The following is an 18,158-nucleotide window of genomic DNA, read 5'->3' on the forward strand; positions in this document are numbered from 1 at the left end:
AGACCGGCGACAGGGTGCCTAGCGCGCGTGCGCGCGCTCGGCACTCTCGGCCATGAGCATGTTGGCCACGCTCTGCGCCTGTTTGCGGATTTCCGGGATGGCCGTGGATTCCCACAGCGCACCGCGCAGCAGGCTGCCGACCGCGAACAGGTTCGAACGCGGACGGCCATTGCCGTCGAGCAGATGTCCATCGGGCAGCGCGGCGAAACCCAGGCCCAGCGGGTCCGGCTTCACCAGCCCGTCGATCACCAGCTGCCGCACCAGGCGGTGCTCCGTACGCAGCGTGTCGGTGTTCAGACCGACCGTCTGAATCACGATATCGTAGGATTCCACGGCTTCACCGCCGCCCGGAAGGGCGCGCCTCACATCGAGAGCACCCTCGACGGACAGCGAGACACTACGCATCCGTCCGCGTCCGCGAGTGAGGCGGCCGGCACGTTCCAGCCCCGCGATGGCGCTCGCCACCTGCGGCGGCATGCGGTGGCGCGCCCGTTCCCATGCCCAGCGTGCGTGACGCAGGAAGCGTGCGCGCTCGGCCTCGGGCAGATCGGCCCATAGCGATTGCGTGTGTGGACGCAGACCGTCGACCAGGGTCCGCCAGTCCTCGGCCTGCGCCGCCGCGTCGCGTAGGGCGCGCATCCACATGCGCAGGTTGGGGTCGTCGCGCATGGTCTCGACCAGGTCGCCGTCGTCGTCGCCGGGTGCGGATGCGGAAGCCAGGTGCGGCTCGGGCAGCTTGCCGTGACGCGAGAGGGCGGTGAACGCGGCGTTCGGCCAGCGCGCGGAGAGTTCGAGAAGGACGTCGACGGCCGTGAGGCCAAGACCGATCACCAGTACGCGCAACGGCCGTTCGTCCACCGGCGCCGAAACCAGATACGGCCAGGGATCGGTCACGTAACGGCCGCTGGCGATCGCGGCGTCTTCCACGCCCGGCAGCGGGCGAGGAGGCAGCGAACCGATCGCCAACACGGCGGCCTCCGCCTGCGCGACTTCGTCGCCGTAGCCGATCGTGACGCCTTCACTGGACGGCACCAGGGACTCGGCCATGAACGGTATGACGTTCACATCGTGGCCGAACGAGCTGGCGTTCTTGACCGCCTGCTCGACACGCGACTGGAGGAAGTCGCCGTACATTCGGCGCGGCAGGAAATCCGAACCCTTCACGGCCGGATTCAGCGCCTGCGCGTATTCGAGGAATCCGCCCGGCTTGCTGACGAACATGCCCATGGAAGCGGCACGGACGTTGAGCAGGTGGCGTTCCGATGGCGTGCCATAGGCGACGCCGCGCCCGGCGCCCGCGGCGCCGGCATACCAGTTCAGGTGCAACGGCCGGGGCGTACGACGCTCCAGCAATTCGCTCACCAGCGTCGCCGCTGCCGCGCCACCGCCGATGATGGCGACTTTATGAAACATGCTTTGGTCCTTCGCCCTTGGGTTAGGGGTGGAGGGCCGTTAGACCGTCAGGCCGTCAGGCGTCCCGCAATAATCGATTGCCTCGGTCGCGCGATCCAGTGTCCCGAAGGACCGGGCTGCTCATACGCGAGGTACTGTGCCAGATCGCCACCGTACACGTGAAGCGTGAGCGCGGTGTCGTGCCGCGACAAATTGCGGCAGCGATGGGCGTGCGCTTCCGTGGCTTCGAACCACGTCGCATCGCCGGGCCCGAGCCAGGTGCGGCCGATGCTGCGCAGCGAATGATCGGCGTCGTCCTTGTCGAAGGATTCCACTTCGAGGGCGCCCGCGATCATGGCTTCCAGGCCCCACAGGCCACCGTGGTCGTGCACCGGCGTGGCATAGCCCGGAGGCCACGCCAACACGAGGATGCTGACGTCCGGACGGGCGCGTTCGGCCACCATCCAGCGTTCGAAGCCGCGACGGCGCTCGCGCAACGGCCCCAGCGCGTCGATAACGTCGGCGTGGCGGACGTGCAGCACCCGGCCGATCTCACGCCCCATGGAGGCGAGGTCGGGGTGCTCCACGTCCGAATGATCGAGCGCGATGTCCCGCAAGGTCTTGATGATGGAAGAACGCTTACCCATGGCCCAAGGCCGTCCAATGAATCAACTGGCGGGAAGTGGAGCATGGGTCCCGTTAAACAGTCGTAACCCGGGACTTTCGCAAAGCGCTTTAAACTGTTCCCGCGCAGGCCGCATCGAACTGTCGGAACCGCCCCCTGGCGGCTGTCGTCCCACGGAGAGTAAAGCCATGATCGTCCTCACCTCGCTCGTCGTCCTTGCCGTCGGTTTCTGGCTGGTCTTCGCGCTGCTCGGCGCAGTGCTGAAGCTGGTGTTCGGCATCATCGGCGGTGTTTTCAGCATCGTCGGCGGCGTCCTCAGCGCCGTCATCGGCGGCGTGGCGATGCTGGTGGTGGCGCCCGTCGTCGCCCTGGCCCTGCTGCCTGTCCTGCTGCCGGTCGCCTTCCTGGCCTTCATCGTCTGGGCCATCGCGCGGTCGTCGCGCCGCCCGGACGTGGTCGTGATGCCGGCGGCACAGCGCTGACCGGAACGCCCCGGCCCGTGCCGGGGCGTTCCTCGCCCGGCCTCAGATACTCCGGAGGTCGAAGGTCACCGGGATGCGCGCCCAGGCCCGGACCTGGTGTCCGTTGGCCTGCGCCGGCTGGAAGCGCCACCTCGCCAGCACCTGGTCGCGGGCCGCCCGGTCGAGCAGTTCATGGCCGCTGCTGGACTCGACGATCACCTCCAGCGGCTTGCCTGTCTCGTCGACCAGCACGCGTAGCGTCACCGTGCCCTGCATGTGCCCGCGAATGGCCTGGGCGGGATACCTCGGCGCGGGCGCGGATACGTAGGCCAGGGTGGCCTCGACCGGCCCGGCCTGCACGGCCGGCGGCGACACCGTATCGACCGCCGCCGCGGGAGGAGTCATCGGCACCGAGCCCTCGTCGGAAGCGACGGGCGGCGCGACGACCGGTAGTGCTTCGACCTGCTTCTGCACGTGCGTGACGACGGGCGCCTTCGTCGGCAACCGTTCGAGCTCGATCGGCGGTGGCGGCTTCACGGGTGGCGGTGGTTCGACGAACTGCAGGACGAAGGTCTTGGGCGACGGGGGCGTGTCCGCCATCTGGGCGACCATCGGTCGCATGACGGCGATAAGCGCGGCGGCGTTGAGCGCGATGGCCGCACTCATGGCGACGATGCGGACGGTATCCGGGTGAATCCCGGCCAGGGACTGCGGACGAGCGAACGACATGAGCCACCTCCTGCAACGTGGGGGAAGGTAAGGCGCGGTCGGGAACACGGCCGGTGGGGACCGGCGGGGATCGTGTTCAGGTCCGGTTGCAGAGTAGGCAGGCTTCGAAGGAACTTGCAAGCTGGCCGTTTAGATGGCTTTTCGTTACCCCTGACGGAACCTCAATGCGCCACCAGCATCGGCACATCCGATTGCATGAACAGGAACCGGGTGGTTCCGCCCAGCACCATCTCCGACAACCGCGACCGCCCCCAGGCGCCCATCACGATCAGGTCCGCCTTTTCCTGGTGGGCGAGGTCGAGCAAGGCCGGACCGGGCGAAGCCTGCGCCGCCGCATCCAGCCTGCGCACTTCGGCCTTCACCCCATGGGTGTCGAGCCAGCCGCAGATATCGGTATCGGGTAGCGCACAGGTGTCGAGGTCTTCATCGCGGCTGCCGTCGATGACGGTGACCCGGGCTGCCTTGCGCAGCAACGGAAGCGACGAACGCACGGCAAGCGCGGACTCGCGGCTACCGCTCCAGGCCACCAGCACGTGTTCGCCAAGGGTCTCCACCGGCGCCGCCTCCGGCACCACGAGCACGCCCCGGCTGGCGCCGAAGACCGTGCGGGAGACGACCCCGAAGCCGACCGGCGCGTCGCCGCGCATCGTCGACGAACGTTCCATCACGAGCATGTCGTAGCCGGCCGAGGCATGGCAGAGCAGGGTGACGGTGTCGCCGTTGCCGACCCGCCAGTTGCCTTTGAGGCCGCGGGATTGGAGCAGCTGCGACCAGTCCGTGCCGACCGCCTTCGCGTCCGTCGCGCGCTGGCGCACCGCGTCCAGTTGCATCGGTACCGCTTCGGGCACGGTGAAGGCCGCCGCGGGCAGGTCCACCACGTGCATGGCATCGAGCCTGGCGTCGATACGCGTGGCGATGGCCAGGGCGGCGCGCAGGCCGGCACCCTGCGGAGGAAGACGACCGATGTGCAGGAGCAGTTCGAGTGTCATGGCCCATGGAACAACGTGCGGCGCGCGAGGTCAATGACCGTCTGCGGCGGCTACCCAATTGCGAGCGTTTCGCAACGAGCGGTGGCATCGGTTACCCTCGGATCTTTGCGTCGTCCGGAATCGTCATGGCCACCGAAATCGCGCAGCCCAGCTATCCCTTCGCCGAGGAAGTCGCCAGTAGCGTGATCCACGCCATCGGCCTGGTGTTGAGCATTGCCGGGCTGGCTATCCTCGTCGCGTTCTCGGCCATGTACGGCGGCCCGCGCGCGGTGGTCGCCAGCTCGGTCTTCGGCGGCACCTTGATCCTGCTGTATACGGCCTCGACGCTGTATCACTCGATCCCCGGCCCGGCCGCCAAGCGCGTGCTACGCACCTTCGATCACATCGCGATCTTCCTGCTGATTGCCGGCACCTATACGCCGTTCACCCTGCTGGCCTTGCCGGGGGCATGGGGCTGGGGCCTGTTCGGCATGATCTGGACGCTGGCGATCGTCGGCAGCCTGGCCGAACTGGGCATGCTCAAGCGCTATCGCAAGGCGGCCGTGGCGATGTACGTGCTGATGGGCTGGGTCGCGGTGATCGCGATCGAGCCGCTGCGCGAGAACGTGGAAACCGGCGGGCTGTTGCTGCTCCTCGCCGGCGGTCTGGCTTATACCTTGGGCGTGCCTTTCTACATGGCGCGGCGGCTGCCCTACCACCACGCGATCTGGCACCTGTTCGTGCTTGCCGGCAGCGTGCTGCACTTCCTGGCCATTCTGCTCTACGTCATCCCCGACGCACCCGGCCACTGATCCACCGCGGAACCGAATGCGTTAAGCGACCAATCGCCAGCGATCCTTACCCAGTAGGAGCCGCTTCATCGGCGATCGGTTGCCAGCCGCCGACCTGTAGGAGCCGCTTCATCGGCGATCCGGTGCCAGCCGCAAACCTGTGGGAGCCGCTTCAGCGGCGAGTCTGGTGCCAGCTGCAACCCTGTGGGAGCCGCTTCAGCGGCGAATCCGCGGCAGCGGGCCAGGTTTCCTCAAGCACCCTGTCGCCGCTGAAGCGACCCCTACACAAGCACAAAGCGATCAACCCTTTTTCTTTTCCTGCTCCGGAATGAAGCGGGTGCGTACCGCTTCGCCGAGCAGGTCCGGCGGCAGCAGGCCCTGGGCGATCAGGAAATCGTTGAAGGCCTTGCGGTCGAACTTCCTGCCCAGCCGGGTCTGCGTTTCGGCACGTAGCTGCAGGATGCGCGTGTACCCGTAGAAGTAAGCGGTGGCCTGGCCGGGGCTGTTCAGCGTGTAGCGATCCAGTTCCTGACGCGCCATCGGCTCTGACAGGCCGACGTCGTTGACGAGGATGTCATGTGCACGGTCGCGGTCGATGAGGCCGAGGTTGAGCATGGGGTCGAGGAAGGCGCGCGCCGCACGCAGCAGGCGGAATTGCAGCGCGATGAACTGACCTGCCGGTGGCTCGTAGGGCATCATTTCCATTTCGGAATAGAGCGCCCAGCCTTCGACGTTCACGCTGTTGAAGGCGAACAGGCTGCGCGTGAGCGACACACCCTGCTCGACCATCGCGGCGAATTGCAGCTCGTGCCCCGGTCGACCTTCGTGCGCGGTCAAGGTCCACGCCGCGGCCTCGAAGGTGAAATCGTCGTATGCCTGCGTCTTCTCGCCGCTGGTCGGCGGATTGCCCGAGGTTAGCACGAAGGTGCCGCGCTGCCCGGTGTTGCCGACGAAGGGCGGCGGGTCCATGTGCGGTGCCGGCGTGCGCGCATTCTCCGCCTCGGAGGCCAGGCGCATGGCCATCTGGCGTTTCGGCAGTTCGACGATGCGCTGCTTGCGGATCGTGTCTTCGATCTTCAGCAATACCTCGTGGTACGTGGGTTCGACCTTGTCCTTGGCCAGCTGCTTCTTCTTCAGGCCCTTGAGCACATCGCGATAATCGCCGTCCGGCAGCCCTTCGGCCTTGGCGACCACCGGCGCGAGCGCCTGCAGCGCATAGGTGGTCTCCATGAACTCCAGCTGCGCGCGACCGATCAGGTCACGTGGCGTGATGTCGAGACCGACCTGTTCGAGGTTGTACGCATACAACGGCTCGGGGAGACGGAAGTCCGTGCGCGCGCGCGGCAGCACCGTCTTCTTCACCCAGGCGTTGTAATCCTTCAGTTGCTTGTCCAGCTTCGCCATGGCTTCGTCGCTGCCGGCGACCTTCTTCTCGACGAAGAGCTTGCGGATGCCGTCGACGTAACGCTGGGTGTTGCCGAGTTTCTGCTCGACGTCGGCCTTGACCGGTCCGAGCAGGGCCTTGTCGTTGAGCTTCTCGTTGGTGCGAGCGCGCGCCTGGTCGACCAGCGGCGTGCAGCCCGGCGTCATGCCGACGTAGCACTTCAGGCGGCCGAGCGCGGCCTTGTTCTGTTCCGCGGTGCTCTGTTCGTTGAGTAGCGAGAACTCGCCACTGAAGACGATCTGTCCCGCGTCGTACCAGGGCAGCAGGTACTTGTCGTTGAGATCGAGACCCTTGATGCTGCCGTCGATCTGCTTGATCAGGATCTGCAAGTCCTGATGGACGTTGGGATTCTTTTCCTCCGCCAACCGCTGCGCGTACGTCGCGCGCGCCGCGACGAGGGCGTCGCGCTGGCGTTTGTCCGTATCGGGGCCAAGGTCCGCGGTTTTCTCGTCGTAGCCCTTCACACCGATATCGGTGGCCGATTCGGGGCTGAAGCGGGCGGTGATGTCGAGCAGTGCCTGGGCATCCGCGTTGCTGCGGGCGATCCAGTCGGCGGGCTTGGTGTCCTGCGCATGCACGGCGCCGATGGCGAACGTGACGGCAGCGGCCAGGGTCAGTCGTCGGAACATGGGTCTCTCCCCCGTGATGATCCGCCGAGACTAGCCGTTGCGCCGGGCTGCCGCCAATGTGCCGGAAGACCGGTCAGTTGAAGAGCAGCGCGACACCCGCCATGCCGATCATGAGGAAGGACAGCACGACCTTGGCGAGAACCCCCAGCAACATGCCGAACCAGGTGCTGACGCCGACATGCGCCGAGCGCAGGACGCTCTTGCCCGACCACAGCTCGCCGATGACGGCGCCGGCGAAGGGGCCGATGAGCAGGCCGGGAAGACCGAAGAACATGCCGACGGTCGTGCCGATGCCGGCGCCCCACAGCGCCCGTGGGCTGGCTCCGATCTTCTTCGCTCCCAGCGAGCCGGCGACGAAGTCCACGGCGATGCCCAGGGTGGCGACGATGCCGATCGCCACCAGCCAGCCCCAGCCCAGGTGGCGGTACTCGTCCACGGCCGCGGCCAGCCAGATGCCGCCGAAGATCATCGGCACACCGGGCAGGATCGGCAGGATCGCGCCCGCCAGGCCGCCGACGATCAGGGCGGCCGCAAGGACGTACAGGAACAGATCCATCAGCGAAACGCCTCGCGGTATTCCGGCTTGAGATAGGCCGAGAAGGCGTCGCTGGGCACGTCCACGGCTTGCGGGCCGGCGGCGTACGAGGCCACCTGGTAGGGCGGGAAGATGAAGGTAAGACCGTGCACCTTGTTGTCCGGGCCGGTGAGCAGGCTGAAGACACGGAAGTGATCCTTGCCCGGTTCGGTGCCTGCGTCGATCTGCGCGCTGTCCGAGGCGAGTGGCTCGTCCTGGTCGTCCAGGGCGGTGAGCAACTGACGGCGGGCCTCGGCGGCGAAGGCCTTTTCGGCCGCGTGGGGATCGGCAAAGAGCTCGCGAATGCCGACGACGCGTCGCGCCTGGATGTCGTAGGTGAAGCTATCGACGATGGGCGCCGGATGCGCCGCGCCGGTAAATGCGGAGCCATCGACCTGCACATTGATGAAGCGGTCGGTGCGCGAGGCGACGGCGATGTCCAGGTCGAGGTCCCAGGGCAGCTCACGGGCGCGCTCGCGCGCACCGGGCGCGTCGAGGCTGTCCATGAAGGCGCGCTTCTGCCGGTCCACATACCGCTGGATGGTCGCGCGCAGGGGTTCGGCCCGCTGCGGCAGGTCGGGCAGGGACAATTCCATCGTATACAGGCCCTCCTGGCCGGATTCGGTATCCTTGTCGACGCTCGCCCGTGCGGGCGGCGGCGAGTCCCCGCCGTTCGTCCGGTCCGCGCCGCCGCGGCAGGCAGCAAGGCCGGCCGTGGCAAAGACCAGCGACAGGATGTGTCGCACCAGCATGTCGGCAATTCCTCCCTGCGAGGCTACGCATCTTAGCGTAGCCCTCTTGCGGCACAGGAAGCGTCAACGAACCGAAGGAAACGCGTGCACGACACGATGACGGAAACCGTCACCCTCCTCAAAGCCGACGAGCTCGGCCGCATCGAGCGTGTCCAGCGTGGCGGCGTGCAGCTCATTCGTCGCGATATCGCAGCGGCACGCTGGTGGGCACGCTGGTTCGCGCGTCGTGCCGCCGCGCGCGAAGCGCGTGCGCTGGCCCGGCTCGACGGCATCGACGGCGTGCCGCGACTGCTGGCATGGAATGGTCGCGTGCTCGAGCGCAGCTACATGGCGGGCGAACCGATGCAGGTGGGCAAGCCGCTGGACCCCGCCTACTACCGCGACGCCCTGCGCCTGCTCGCCCGGTTGCACCGGCGCGGCATCGTGCACAACGACCTCGCCAAGGAGCCGAACTGGCTGGTGCGTGACGATGGATCGCCGGGGCTGGTGGATTTCCAGATCGCCTGGACCCGGGGGCGCCGCGGCAACCTGTTCCGGCTGCTGGCGCGCGAAGACCTGCGTCACCTGCTCAAGCACAAGCGCACATATGCGCCTGAGCGCCTCTCTGCCCGGCAGCGGGCCATCCTCTCCGCGCCGGCACCCCATTCGCGACTGTGGCGCGCGACCGGCAAGCGACTCTACAAGCTCATCGCGCGACGGGTCTTCGGCTATTGGGACAACGAAGGCCAGGGGCGCATCCGGCGCTGAGACGGATCACTTCTCCACGAAGGCGCGCTCGATCACGTAATCCCCCGGCTCCCGCGTGCGCGGCGAAGCCTGAAAGCCTTCACCGTCCAGCAGCACGCAGATATCGTCCAGCATCGAGGGGCTGCCACAGAGCATCACGCGATCTTCCGCCGGATTGATCTGCGGCAGGCCGAGCGTGCGGGCCATCTCGCCATCGGCGATAGCGTCGGTGATGCGGCCACGGTTGCGGAACGCTTCGCGGGTGACCGTCGGGTAGTAACGGAGCTTCTCGCGCACCAGCTCGCCCAGGTACTCGTGTTCGGGCAGTTCCTTCTCGATATAGTCGGAGTAGGCCAGGTCGTTCACGTGGCGCACGCCGTGGGCGAGCACGATCGTGTCGAAGCGCTCGTAGGTCTCCGGGTCGCGGATGATCGACAGGAACGGCGCCAGGCCCGTGCCCGTGCCCAGCAGGTACAGGCGCTTGCCCGGCTTCAGGTCGTTCAGTACCAGGGTGCCGGTCGGCTTTCGGCTGACGATGATCGGGTCGCCCGGCTTCAGGTGCTGCAGGCGCGAGGTCAGCGGGCCGTCCTGGACCTTGATGCTGAAGAACTCCAGGTGTTCCTCGTAATGGGCGCTGGCGATCGAATACGCCCGCATCAGCGGACGGCCTTCCACTTCCAGGCCGATCATCACGAAATGCCCGCTTTCGAAGCGAAAGCCCGGATCGCGCGTGGTGCGGAAGCTGAAAAGCGTGTCGTTCCAATGGTGCACGTCGATGACGTGCTCGGTCGCCAATGCCACCATGGTCTGTTCAAACCTCGAAGTCGTCGTGACGGAGCTACCGCGCCATGCGCGGGTGCCTGGGGATCAGCTGGGGAAGCGGCCCGCGGGGCCGCGCTGCCTCGCGCGTCGTGGCGCCAAGGATAATCCATATCCCCCGGTGGCCCCAACCTCTAAGATGCCAATCCCCGATGGAACAAGGTGCTACCGATGACGAAGCCCGACTATGCCGAGGGCCAGGTCTGGACCTACGACCACCGCCCCGGTGAGGACGGCTCCCGGGTCGCTATCCGCAAGATGGGGGTGGAGCCGGAGGACGGCGAGGTTTTCCACATCTCCATCCTGGGCGTGAAACTGCGTAACCACCGCGTGCCTGGGGGCGCCCAGCCCGCCATGCATCACGCCGCGGTCCTGCGGACGACGCTGGACAAGAGCCTGCGCGAACTGACCCCGGCCGCCGATCCGGACACCGCCTGGGAGAACGGCTACGCCGTCTGGCGCCAGGCATATGACAACGGCGACGCCGGGGTCTTCGAACTCAGCGTCGCCGAGATCCTCGGCTACATCGAAAGGGTGGTCGCGGCTTCCGGGGAAGCCCGCTAGACAGCTGGCCCGCGCTAAACGGCAGACCTGGGAGGGCCGCTTCAGCGGCATCCGAGCGGCAGCTTCTCTGCTTCGTGGGATTTTCGCCGCTGAAGCGGCTCCCACATTCCCTTCAAAAAAAAGAGCGCCCGGCTTCGGAAACCGACTGGGGAGGAGTCGGAGTCCGAAGGGGGCGCAAGAACTACACAGGGATTTGGAAGGGTTTAAGCGTTCTTAGAAGTCGTACGTGACCGCGAGGCGGCCGTAACGCGGATCCTGCGTGTAGAGCGGTACGCGGTAGATCGTGTTGACGGTATTGGCCGGGCCTTCGCTTGCCGGGTAACGGAAGATCGCGCGCTGCTCGTTGAGGACGTTGAAGACATTCGCCGAGAAGGCGAGCTTCTGGTCGGCCCACATCGGGCGGTACGTGATGCCCAGGTCCAGGTTGAAGGTCCACGGCAGGCGGCCATGGCTTCCCGGCGGGGAAGGTTCGCCGTTGCAGTAACGGTACGAGCTGCCGTACGACACCGGATCGGTGTGGTCCGGACCGTAGTAACCGGTGCAGACTTCCGGCGCGCCGGAAGCGGCCTGGAGATTGCCCGAGACCTGCCATTCGGGAGCGAACTGCCAGTAGCCGTACGCCTTGAAGACGTGGGTATGGTCGTTACCCTGCGGACCGTTGGAGTTCTCCATGACGTAGCGGTTGTCCCAGTCGACGCTGCCGGCGGCGCCGTCCTGACGGGTATCCGTACGGGCCTGGCCTTCCGTGTTGCCGTAGCTGCGCGAGAACACATAATCGAACTTGCCGTACCAGACGCCATCGAAGCTGTGCTCGATGAAGGTCTCGAGGCTGTAGTACTTGCGCTTCAGGGCCGGGAAGCCAAGTTCGTCACGGCTGAGCGGTACTTCCCGGGCGATGCCATTCGCATCGAGAACGGTGAACGTATTCGCTGCGCCACCGTTGATCAGGTAGCAGCTGTTGGTCGAGCCAACGGTGTAGCCGAGGGCCGCGGCCTTGTCCGTCACAAGTCCGATATCGCAGAAGTCGTCGATGGCGGCGTGCAGCGTGCGCTTGGTCAGCTTCGCACCGTAAACCCAGTTGGTGCCGAGGGTCTTGTCGAAGCCCAGGATGTACTCGTCCTGGTTCTCCGCCTTCAGGCCCTTGCCGGCCACGGTGCGCGGGTCGGGCGGAATGCCGTACGAGTTGTTCGCCGAGACCGGCCCGCTGATCTGGGTCAGGCCCGTCGGACGGCCCAGGGCGTCGATGCCGGAATAGGTGTAGTACTGCTGTGTCGCGGTATAGCCGGCAGCCGCACCCGTTGCCGGGTTCAGTGGCAGGCCAAGGTAATAACGACCGGCATTGCCGAAGACCTTGAACGACCCGTCGCCGTTCACGTCCCACGAAGCACCCAGGCGCGGCGCCCACTGCGGCTTGGTCTGCGTGATGAAGGCCTGGCCGGACTGGTTGTAATCGGTGAACTGGTCGTTGCGCAGGCCAAGCGACAGCAGCACCGTGTCGGTGACCTGCCACTTGTCTTCGATGTACTGCGCGCGCTGGTCGGAACGAACGTTGACCAGGTTGTTGACCACGTTCTTGCTGACGTAATAGCCGCCTGCGCCGTTCGGGAACAGGGCCGGCGCGGGGACGAAGTTGATGCCCGGCGCTTCGGAGATCGGGGTGTTGGGGCTGTCCGTCTTGCCGTAGGTCCAGGCGTAGCCGGGGCCCGGGCTGTTCGTGCCGAAGTCTTCGGCGCGCGACTTGACGTTGTCGATACCGGCCGAGATCGTGTGGTCGCCGAGGGTGTAGGCGACGTCGAAACGGAAGTTCGTCGACTTGTTGCCACGACCGGGCGAGCTGAGGTCAGCCACCTGGTTGTTGTGGATCGCCGTACCGCCGTTCAGGGCCGGGTTCTGCTGGTCGGAGCTGTCGACGCGAGCGAGGGTCGGATCGTAGTTCGTCGGCTGGTCGTAGTTCTTCGTCTGCATCTGGCCGTACATGGCACTGATGGTCAGGCTGTCGGTGACGTAGCTGGTGAACTTGCCGACGTACAGGTCGCCACCGGTCTTGGTGTTGTCGACGTCGCCGATCTTGTTGGTGCGCTGAAGATTGGCGTAGTCGTAGTTGTAGCGCGTGCCCGAGCCTTCGCGCTTGTCAGAGGCGCCAGTCAGTTCGAGGATGTTGCTGTCGTTGATGTTCCAGTCGAGCTTGGTGTACCAACGGGGCGCCTTGTAAGTATTGGTCGAAGCCGGCGGGTTGGTACCCACCGAGTTGACGTTGTGCTGTCCGGTTTTCTCGAACTCGCCCGCGACGAAGAAGAACAGCTTGTCCTTGATCAGCGGCCCGCCGGCATACGCGCTGACCGTGGTGATCCACTGGCGGTTCTGGTCCTTCGGCTGGTAGAGATCGCCGGCCGGCGCGGACGAGGGAATACGCGTGTAATACAGGTTGTCATTGTCGGCGCGCGCGAACGCGGGCTGCCAGATCACCTGGGCGCCGAAGTGCCACTCGTTGGTACCGCGCTTGCCCACCTGGCTGATTACGCCGCCGTCGGAGCGGCCGTACTGTGCGCTGTAACCGCCGGTATAGACCTCCTGCTGGTCGATCGCACCGTAGGGCAACTGCAGGCCGCCGACCGCGCTGAGCGGGTCGGTCGTGTTGAAGCCGTTGACGTAGTAGGCGTTCTCGTTCGACGCGGCGCCGCCAAAGCTGGCGATCTGGTGGCCGGTATCGCTCTTGAAGTTGCCGCCGTTCATGACCACGCCGGGTGCGAGCTGCGCGATGGCTTCGGCGCTGCGTCCCAGTGGCAGCTTGGCCAGCTGCTCGGACGTGATGATGGTGCGCGAGTCGACCGCGGTCACGTCGATATTGGGCATGGCGGTGCCGGTCACCGTCACGCCGCTGAGCGATGTGGCATCCGCGCTCGTGCTCGCCGCTTCCGCCGGCGCGTTGAACGACACGTCGGTACTGGAACCCACGCGCAGGCTTACGTCCTTGCGCGAGTCGACGGTGGCGCCGTCGCGTTGCAGGCGCACCGTATAGGTGCCCAGCGGGAGCTGGTTGGCGGCGTACTTGCCGCGCGCGTCGACGGGTACCTCACGGCGGAAGCCGTTGGCGCTCTCGATGAGGACGGTTTCATTGCCGGCAACCGGTACGTTGCCGTTGATGCTGCCGGTAGTGGACTGCGCGTAGACGCTCGAAACGCCGCCCAGGCAGGTACATACCGCCAGTGCGAGTGCGCTCCTGCGAAAGAGAAACTGGTTTTTCATGCCTTCCCCGAAATATTTACCCTGACATGACGGCAGCACGGGGTCGCAGCGACAGGCCCCCGCCGTCGCCGTGAAATGGAGCCCCGAAGACTCCCCCTCCCGCACTCCATCGCTTAAACGTTCATTTGCCTCGATCCAAACGAACTGGTCTCACGGTTTACAGGAGGCGATTGGAGTTGTCCAGAGCTTCGAACAGGCGTTTGGATGGCCGTCCAGCCGTCCAAATGCGATGACGCGACGCAGCAGAAAATGATGTAACTATGGGTATTTGAGCGATTTTATGGGTTTGGCGGACATGCCATGAACTCTGTGAAGGCGGCCGTCCGGAGGTCGCAAAAAAAACTCGAAGGAAGCGGTGGTTTGGTATTTGCCGAGCACAAACGGGCCACTTGCTTGGATCGTGGCAAATCTCATGCCAGCGAGCCCTCACCCGGCGTCGACCCGACCTGCCCGACATTTCCCAGATGAAGATCGCCACCTTCAACGTCAACGGCATTCGCGCCCGGCTCGACCACCTGCTGACCTGGCTCGAGCGCGAAGCGCCGGACATCGTCTGTCTCCAGGAATTGAAGTCGACGGACGCGGCCTTCCCGGTCGACGCGATCAACGACGCCGGTTACGGAGCACTGTGGTCGGGGCAATCCTCATGGAACGGGGTCGCGATCCTGGCCAAGGGTGTCGACCCGGTGGAGAGCCGGCGCGGTCTTCCCGGCGACGCCAGGGACACCCAGAGCCGCTACCTCGAGGCGGCCGCCCATGGGGTTCTGGTCGGATGCCTGTACCTGCCCAATGGCAATCCGCAGCCCGGGCCCAAGTTCGACTACAAGCTGGCGTGGTTCGAGCGCTTCCTGCGCCATGCCGCGGCCTTGATGAAAAGCGGCCACCCCGTTGTTCTGGCCGGCGACTACAACGTCGTCCCGACGGACGAGGACATCTACGACCCGAAGGGCTGGCGGCGCGACGCCCTTCTCCAGCCGGAGAGCCGCGAGGCCTACGAGCGTCTTCTGGCCCAGGGGTGGACCGATGCCCTGCGCAAGATCCACCCGGACGAGCGGATCTACACGTTCTGGGACTATTTTCGCCAGCACTGGCCGCGTGACCGGGGCCTGCGCATCGATCATCTGCTGCTGTCGAAGGACCTCGCGGGCCGCCTGAAGGACGCCAATGTCGACCGCTGGGTCCGCGACCTGCCCAAAGCCAGCGACCATGCGCCGACCTGGGTCCAGCTGAAGGCCGCCAGAGCCCGCCCCTGAAGCCGCTTGAATCGCCGGTGGCGCAATAGGTAACCGATGACGGGGTGCCAGGGGCCGCACGCTGCACTTGCCACCACCTGCACAGGTCCTAGACTAGGCAGTTATCAGGGGAGGGGCGGACCGGGCGGGAATGAAGATCGATGGCGGCAGCGTGAATCGCCCCGAGCCGGTAATGCTGAGCGAGGTTGCCGAGCGGCTGCGCAATCCCCGCATCGACCGGATCGTGGCCAGCTTCCACGAATACCGCGTCTCCCTCATGCGTACCGTGGTCCTGGGTTTCGTGGTGATCTGGACCGCGGCCTGGCTCCATGGCCCCACGACGATGGCGCTCGAGGCCCATCGCGCTTTCCCGGTTGCACTTGCCCTGTTCGCCGTCAGCGCCCTGTGGATGCTCTTCATCCGCGCGCGGCAGGGAGGGCAGAGTACCCCTGTCGACGTGATTGGCAGCGTGGCCAATTTCGCCATGGTCGCCTTGCTGCTCAAGGCGGCCTTCATGCTGGTGATCACGGTGACCGCCGTGCTGCCCTTCCTGTCGGTCGCGGTCGGCGTGCGCTACAGCCGTCGCGCTTTCGCCGCCGGTGTGGCCGCCTCGGTGGCGATCCTGCTGTTCAGCGCGCCGGACGGCTACTGGATCGGGCGTCCCGCCTATGCGCTCTATGCGCTGGCCCTGGTGATCGTCCTGCCGATGACGCTGTACCGGATGATGGATGCGCTGCGCGAAGTCTCCGCCGAGGCGATCGCATCGCGCGAAGCCCAGCACCGTTTCATCTCCATGATGAGCCACGAGATGCGGACGCCATTGAGTACGGTGATCCATTCGGCGTCCCTGATCGACACCGCGGTGATGACCGATGACCAGCGTCGCCTGGTCGCCCTGCTGTCGACCAATGCCAACGCCCTCCTGCACCGGGTCAACGCGGTGCTCGACGTCGCCTCGTTCGCCGGTGGAAGCTTCGCGCTGCGCCACCAGGCGTTCGCTTTCGACGAGGTGCTGGCGACGGTGGGGGCAGTGTGCCGCCCCTTCGCCGCGGAAAAACGCATCGCCTTCAGCCTGGCGCGCGATGCCTCCGTGGAGGGTGTCTTCAACGGGGACCCCGGGCGCATCGAGCAGGTGCTCTCCAACCTGGCATCCAACGCGTTGAAGTTCACGCCGCCCGGTGGCTCGGTGAGCGTGCGCGTGGAGCTTCACGAGGGTGTGGGGGGTCGTGATCCGACGATCACCTGCAGCGTCTCGGACACCGGCATCGGTATCGCCGATGCGGACAAGCAGCGCATTTTCGACCCGTTCCATCAGCTCAGCGCCGGGGAAAGCCGGCGTCAGGAAGGCGTGGGCCTGGGGCTGTATATCGTTCGCAACGTGTCCGAGCAGATGCAGGGCGGCCTGGATGTGACCGACAACCCCATGGGCGGAGCCATCTTTACCTGGCGCTTCCCGCTGCCGCGGGCCGCGGCGGGCGCACGTAGCGCGGCGGACATGCCACTGGTCGAGCTGCTCGACGAACACCGTTCCCGCGTGGAGTCGCAGCGCTGCCTGGTGGTGGACGACAATGCGGCCAACCGCGAGATCGTCGGGCGCATTCTCGAGCGTGCCGGACACCAGGCCATTTTCAGCGCGAATGGCGACGAGGCACTCGCCCGCCTGGGTTCGAACGGTTTCGACCTGATCTTCATGGACCTGCACATGCCCGGCAGTTCCGGTTGGGACGTGCTCGGTCGCATCGATGTGATTCGCCGCACGGAGAGCGTGCCGCCGATCGTCATGCTCAGCGCGGATTCCAGCCACGACGCGGTGCGTATCGCATTCAAGGCAGGTGCACGCGCCTATCTGACCAAGCCGATCGCCGCACAACGCCTTCTCGACGTGATCGAGTCCATCGCCGACGAACGGCGCATGGAGGAGACCGCACGCGGCTGGCAGCAGCCCTTGCTGGACGAGCTGCCGGAACGCCGCACATCCGGCACGCCCCTGGACGAGATGCGTGCGCTGACCAGCGCCGAGGAATACGTGAGCTTCATCGACCTGTGCTCGCGCACGGCGGAGAACCATCTCGATACCCTGCGAAACGCGGTGTTGTCGCGCGATATCGCGACGGCCGCCGAATGCATCCACGCCCTGCGCAACGTGTTGGGCAATCTCGGGGTACCGGGCGCCTCGAGGGTCTGCGACGACCTCTCCGTGCTGATCGACGCCGGTGGCGACATGCGCGCCGCCATCGTGGAACTGGATGCGCTCGCGCGGTCGGCACGACGGTTTGTCGAGACACGCCGCCAGGGCATAAGCACGTCCGCGGACGCGGGCGCGTGAGCGAACTCGAGCGCGCTGCGCACGAGGTCGAGCAGAGGGAGCGGGCGGCGCAGGCGATCAAACCCGACAACGAGGCACGCATCGTCTTTCACGGCGAGGCGCCGCATCGGCGACGGCCCTTCGCCGTGGTCTACCTGCATGGCTTCACCGCCAGTCAGGCGGAAGGTGCGCCAGCCCATCGGGAGATCGCCGATGCCCTTGGCGCCCATCTCTATCTCCATCGGCTGGGCGACCATGGCAGCGATGCGCCCGAGGCGATGGCCGGCGCGTCGCCGGAGCGCTGGCGCGCCGACGTCGAGCAGGCGCTCGGGATCGGCCTGGCGCTCGGCGAACGCGTGGTTCTTGTCGGCACGTCCATGGGAGCGTCGTTGGCGCTGGACATGGCGGCGAGCCGGCCGGAGGCTGTTGCCGGCGTCGTCGCCTGGTCGCCGGGTATTCGCGTGTACGATCCCGCGCAACTACGTGCCGCGGTGATGCTGCAGGGCGCCGTCGCGGTGCCGGGCGAGCGCACCGACTTCCAGCGCCGTTACTGGTCCGCCATGGTCCATACCGACGCTTACCGAGCCATCGCCCGCCTGTTCATCGAGCGCATGCGACCCGAGGTCCTCGAACGTGTCGCCTGTCCGGTCTTCTTCGGGATGTGGGATGGCGGCGATGGCGACCACGACACCCTTGCCTCGGTCGGCGCCATGCGCCATGCGTTCGGCTGGCTGGGCACGCCCGCGTCGGGCCGTCGGCTGGTGGCCTACGATCATGCCGCCCATGTTCTGGCGTCGCCGGAACGCTCGCCGGCCGCCGCGCGCGTCCTCGCCGATTCGCTCGCCTTCCTGCGCAACGTCGGCCTTACGCGCTGAAGCCCGCGCGCGTTATCGTGGACCCT

General features: G+C 66.3%; 16 protein-coding genes. 7 read left to right on the forward strand and 9 right to left on the reverse strand.

All coding sequences use genetic code 11. From position 1 onward, the window contains the following. Positions 1 to 18: 18 nt before the first annotated feature. A complete protein-coding gene (locus VM621_RS02335; protein WP_325467384.1) occupies positions 19 to 1,413 on the reverse strand; it encodes an FAD/NAD(P)-binding protein in 1,395 nt (464 codons plus the stop codon). A gap of 47 nt (positions 1,414 to 1,460) precedes the next feature. Then, the gene (locus VM621_RS02340) at positions 1,461 to 2,039 is read right to left on the reverse strand and encodes a cysteine dioxygenase family protein (protein WP_325467385.1); all 579 of its coding nucleotides are present in this window, start codon (positions 2,037 to 2,039) and stop codon (positions 1,461 to 1,463) included. 166 nt (positions 2,040 to 2,205) lie between these two features. Between VM621_RS02340 and VM621_RS02345 the strand changes: the two genes are divergently transcribed. Further along, positions 2,206 to 2,499: a hypothetical protein gene (locus tag VM621_RS02345; protein ID WP_325467386.1), complete on the forward strand. Its 294-nt coding sequence runs from the start codon at positions 2,206 to 2,208 to the stop codon at positions 2,497 to 2,499. 42 nt (positions 2,500 to 2,541) lie between these two features. Here the strand turns inward: VM621_RS02345 and VM621_RS02350 are convergent, their stop codons facing one another. Continuing rightward, positions 2,542 to 3,207 (reverse strand): TonB family protein, encoded by a 666-nt coding sequence (locus VM621_RS02350; RefSeq protein ID WP_325467387.1) that lies wholly within the window; start codon positions 3,205 to 3,207, stop codon positions 2,542 to 2,544. A gap of 161 nt (positions 3,208 to 3,368) precedes the next feature. Next, positions 3,369 to 4,196, reverse strand: coding sequence for a universal stress protein (locus VM621_RS02355; protein WP_325467388.1), 828 nt, complete (start codon positions 4,194 to 4,196; stop codon positions 3,369 to 3,371). Positions 4,197 to 4,321: 125 nt separating this feature from the next. Between VM621_RS02355 and trhA the strand changes: the two genes are divergently transcribed. Next, complete coding sequence (trhA, locus tag VM621_RS02360) at positions 4,322 to 4,987, forward strand: PAQR family membrane homeostasis protein TrhA (RefSeq protein ID WP_325467389.1); 666 nt, start codon at positions 4,322 to 4,324, stop codon at positions 4,985 to 4,987. 279 nt (positions 4,988 to 5,266) lie between these two features. Here the strand turns inward: trhA and VM621_RS02365 are convergent, their stop codons facing one another. The 3 genes from VM621_RS02365 to VM621_RS02375 form a co-directional block, all read right to left on the reverse strand. Beyond that, complete coding sequence (locus VM621_RS02365; RefSeq protein WP_325467390.1) at positions 5,267 to 7,039, reverse strand: DUF885 domain-containing protein; 1,773 nt, start codon at positions 7,037 to 7,039, stop codon at positions 5,267 to 5,269. Positions 7,040 to 7,112: 73 nt separating this feature from the next. Then, on the reverse strand, positions 7,113 to 7,595 hold the full coding sequence (locus tag VM621_RS02370; protein WP_325467391.1) for a DUF456 domain-containing protein: 483 nt from the start codon (positions 7,593 to 7,595) through the stop codon (positions 7,113 to 7,115). Further along, complete coding sequence (locus VM621_RS02375) at positions 7,595 to 8,365, reverse strand: DUF3298 and DUF4163 domain-containing protein (protein WP_325467392.1); 771 nt, start codon at positions 8,363 to 8,365, stop codon at positions 7,595 to 7,597. Before VM621_RS02375 ends, VM621_RS02370 begins: the two co-directional genes overlap by 1 nt. A gap of 96 nt (positions 8,366 to 8,461) precedes the next feature. On the opposite strand from VM621_RS02375, the gene VM621_RS02380 reads away from it, so the two are divergent. Then, entirely contained in the window at positions 8,462 to 9,112 is a 651-nt protein-coding gene (locus tag VM621_RS02380) for a serine/threonine protein kinase (protein WP_325467505.1), read from the forward strand. A 6-nt stretch (positions 9,113 to 9,118) separates the two neighbouring features. Here VM621_RS02380 and VM621_RS02385 read toward each other — a convergent pair whose 3' ends face one another. Then, complete coding sequence (locus VM621_RS02385; protein ID WP_325467393.1) at positions 9,119 to 9,895, reverse strand: ferredoxin--NADP reductase; 777 nt, start codon at positions 9,893 to 9,895, stop codon at positions 9,119 to 9,121. 186 nt (positions 9,896 to 10,081) lie between these two features. On the opposite strand from VM621_RS02385, the gene VM621_RS02390 reads away from it, so the two are divergent. After that, on the forward strand, positions 10,082 to 10,474 hold the full coding sequence (locus VM621_RS02390; RefSeq protein WP_325467394.1) for a hypothetical protein: 393 nt from the start codon (positions 10,082 to 10,084) through the stop codon (positions 10,472 to 10,474). A gap of 213 nt (positions 10,475 to 10,687) precedes the next feature. Here VM621_RS02390 and VM621_RS02395 read toward each other — a convergent pair whose 3' ends face one another. Beyond that, a complete protein-coding gene (locus VM621_RS02395) occupies positions 10,688 to 13,720 on the reverse strand; it encodes a TonB-dependent receptor (RefSeq protein ID WP_325467395.1) in 3,033 nt (1,010 codons plus the stop codon). Between the two features lie 464 nt (positions 13,721 to 14,184). Between VM621_RS02395 and xth the strand changes: the two genes are divergently transcribed. From xth to VM621_RS02410, 3 genes are all read left to right on the forward strand, one after another. Next, on the forward strand, positions 14,185 to 14,973 hold the full coding sequence (gene xth, locus VM621_RS02400; RefSeq protein WP_414674476.1) for an exodeoxyribonuclease III: 789 nt from the start codon (positions 14,185 to 14,187) through the stop codon (positions 14,971 to 14,973). Positions 14,974 to 15,103: 130 nt separating this feature from the next. Further along, positions 15,104 to 17,278 carry a hybrid sensor histidine kinase/response regulator gene (locus tag VM621_RS02405; RefSeq protein ID WP_325467396.1) on the forward strand — a complete coding sequence of 725 codons (2,175 nt, stop codon included), beginning with the start codon at positions 15,104 to 15,106 and terminating at the stop codon, positions 17,276 to 17,278. Next, complete coding sequence (locus tag VM621_RS02410) at positions 17,275 to 18,132, forward strand: alpha/beta hydrolase (protein WP_325467397.1); 858 nt, start codon at positions 17,275 to 17,277, stop codon at positions 18,130 to 18,132. Before VM621_RS02405 ends, VM621_RS02410 begins: the two co-directional genes overlap by 4 nt. The last annotated feature ends 26 nt before the right edge of the window (positions 18,133 to 18,158 follow it).

The organism is Luteibacter sp. (assembly GCF_035539195.1).
Lineage (GTDB): Bacteria > Pseudomonadota > Gammaproteobacteria > Xanthomonadales > Rhodanobacteraceae > Luteibacter.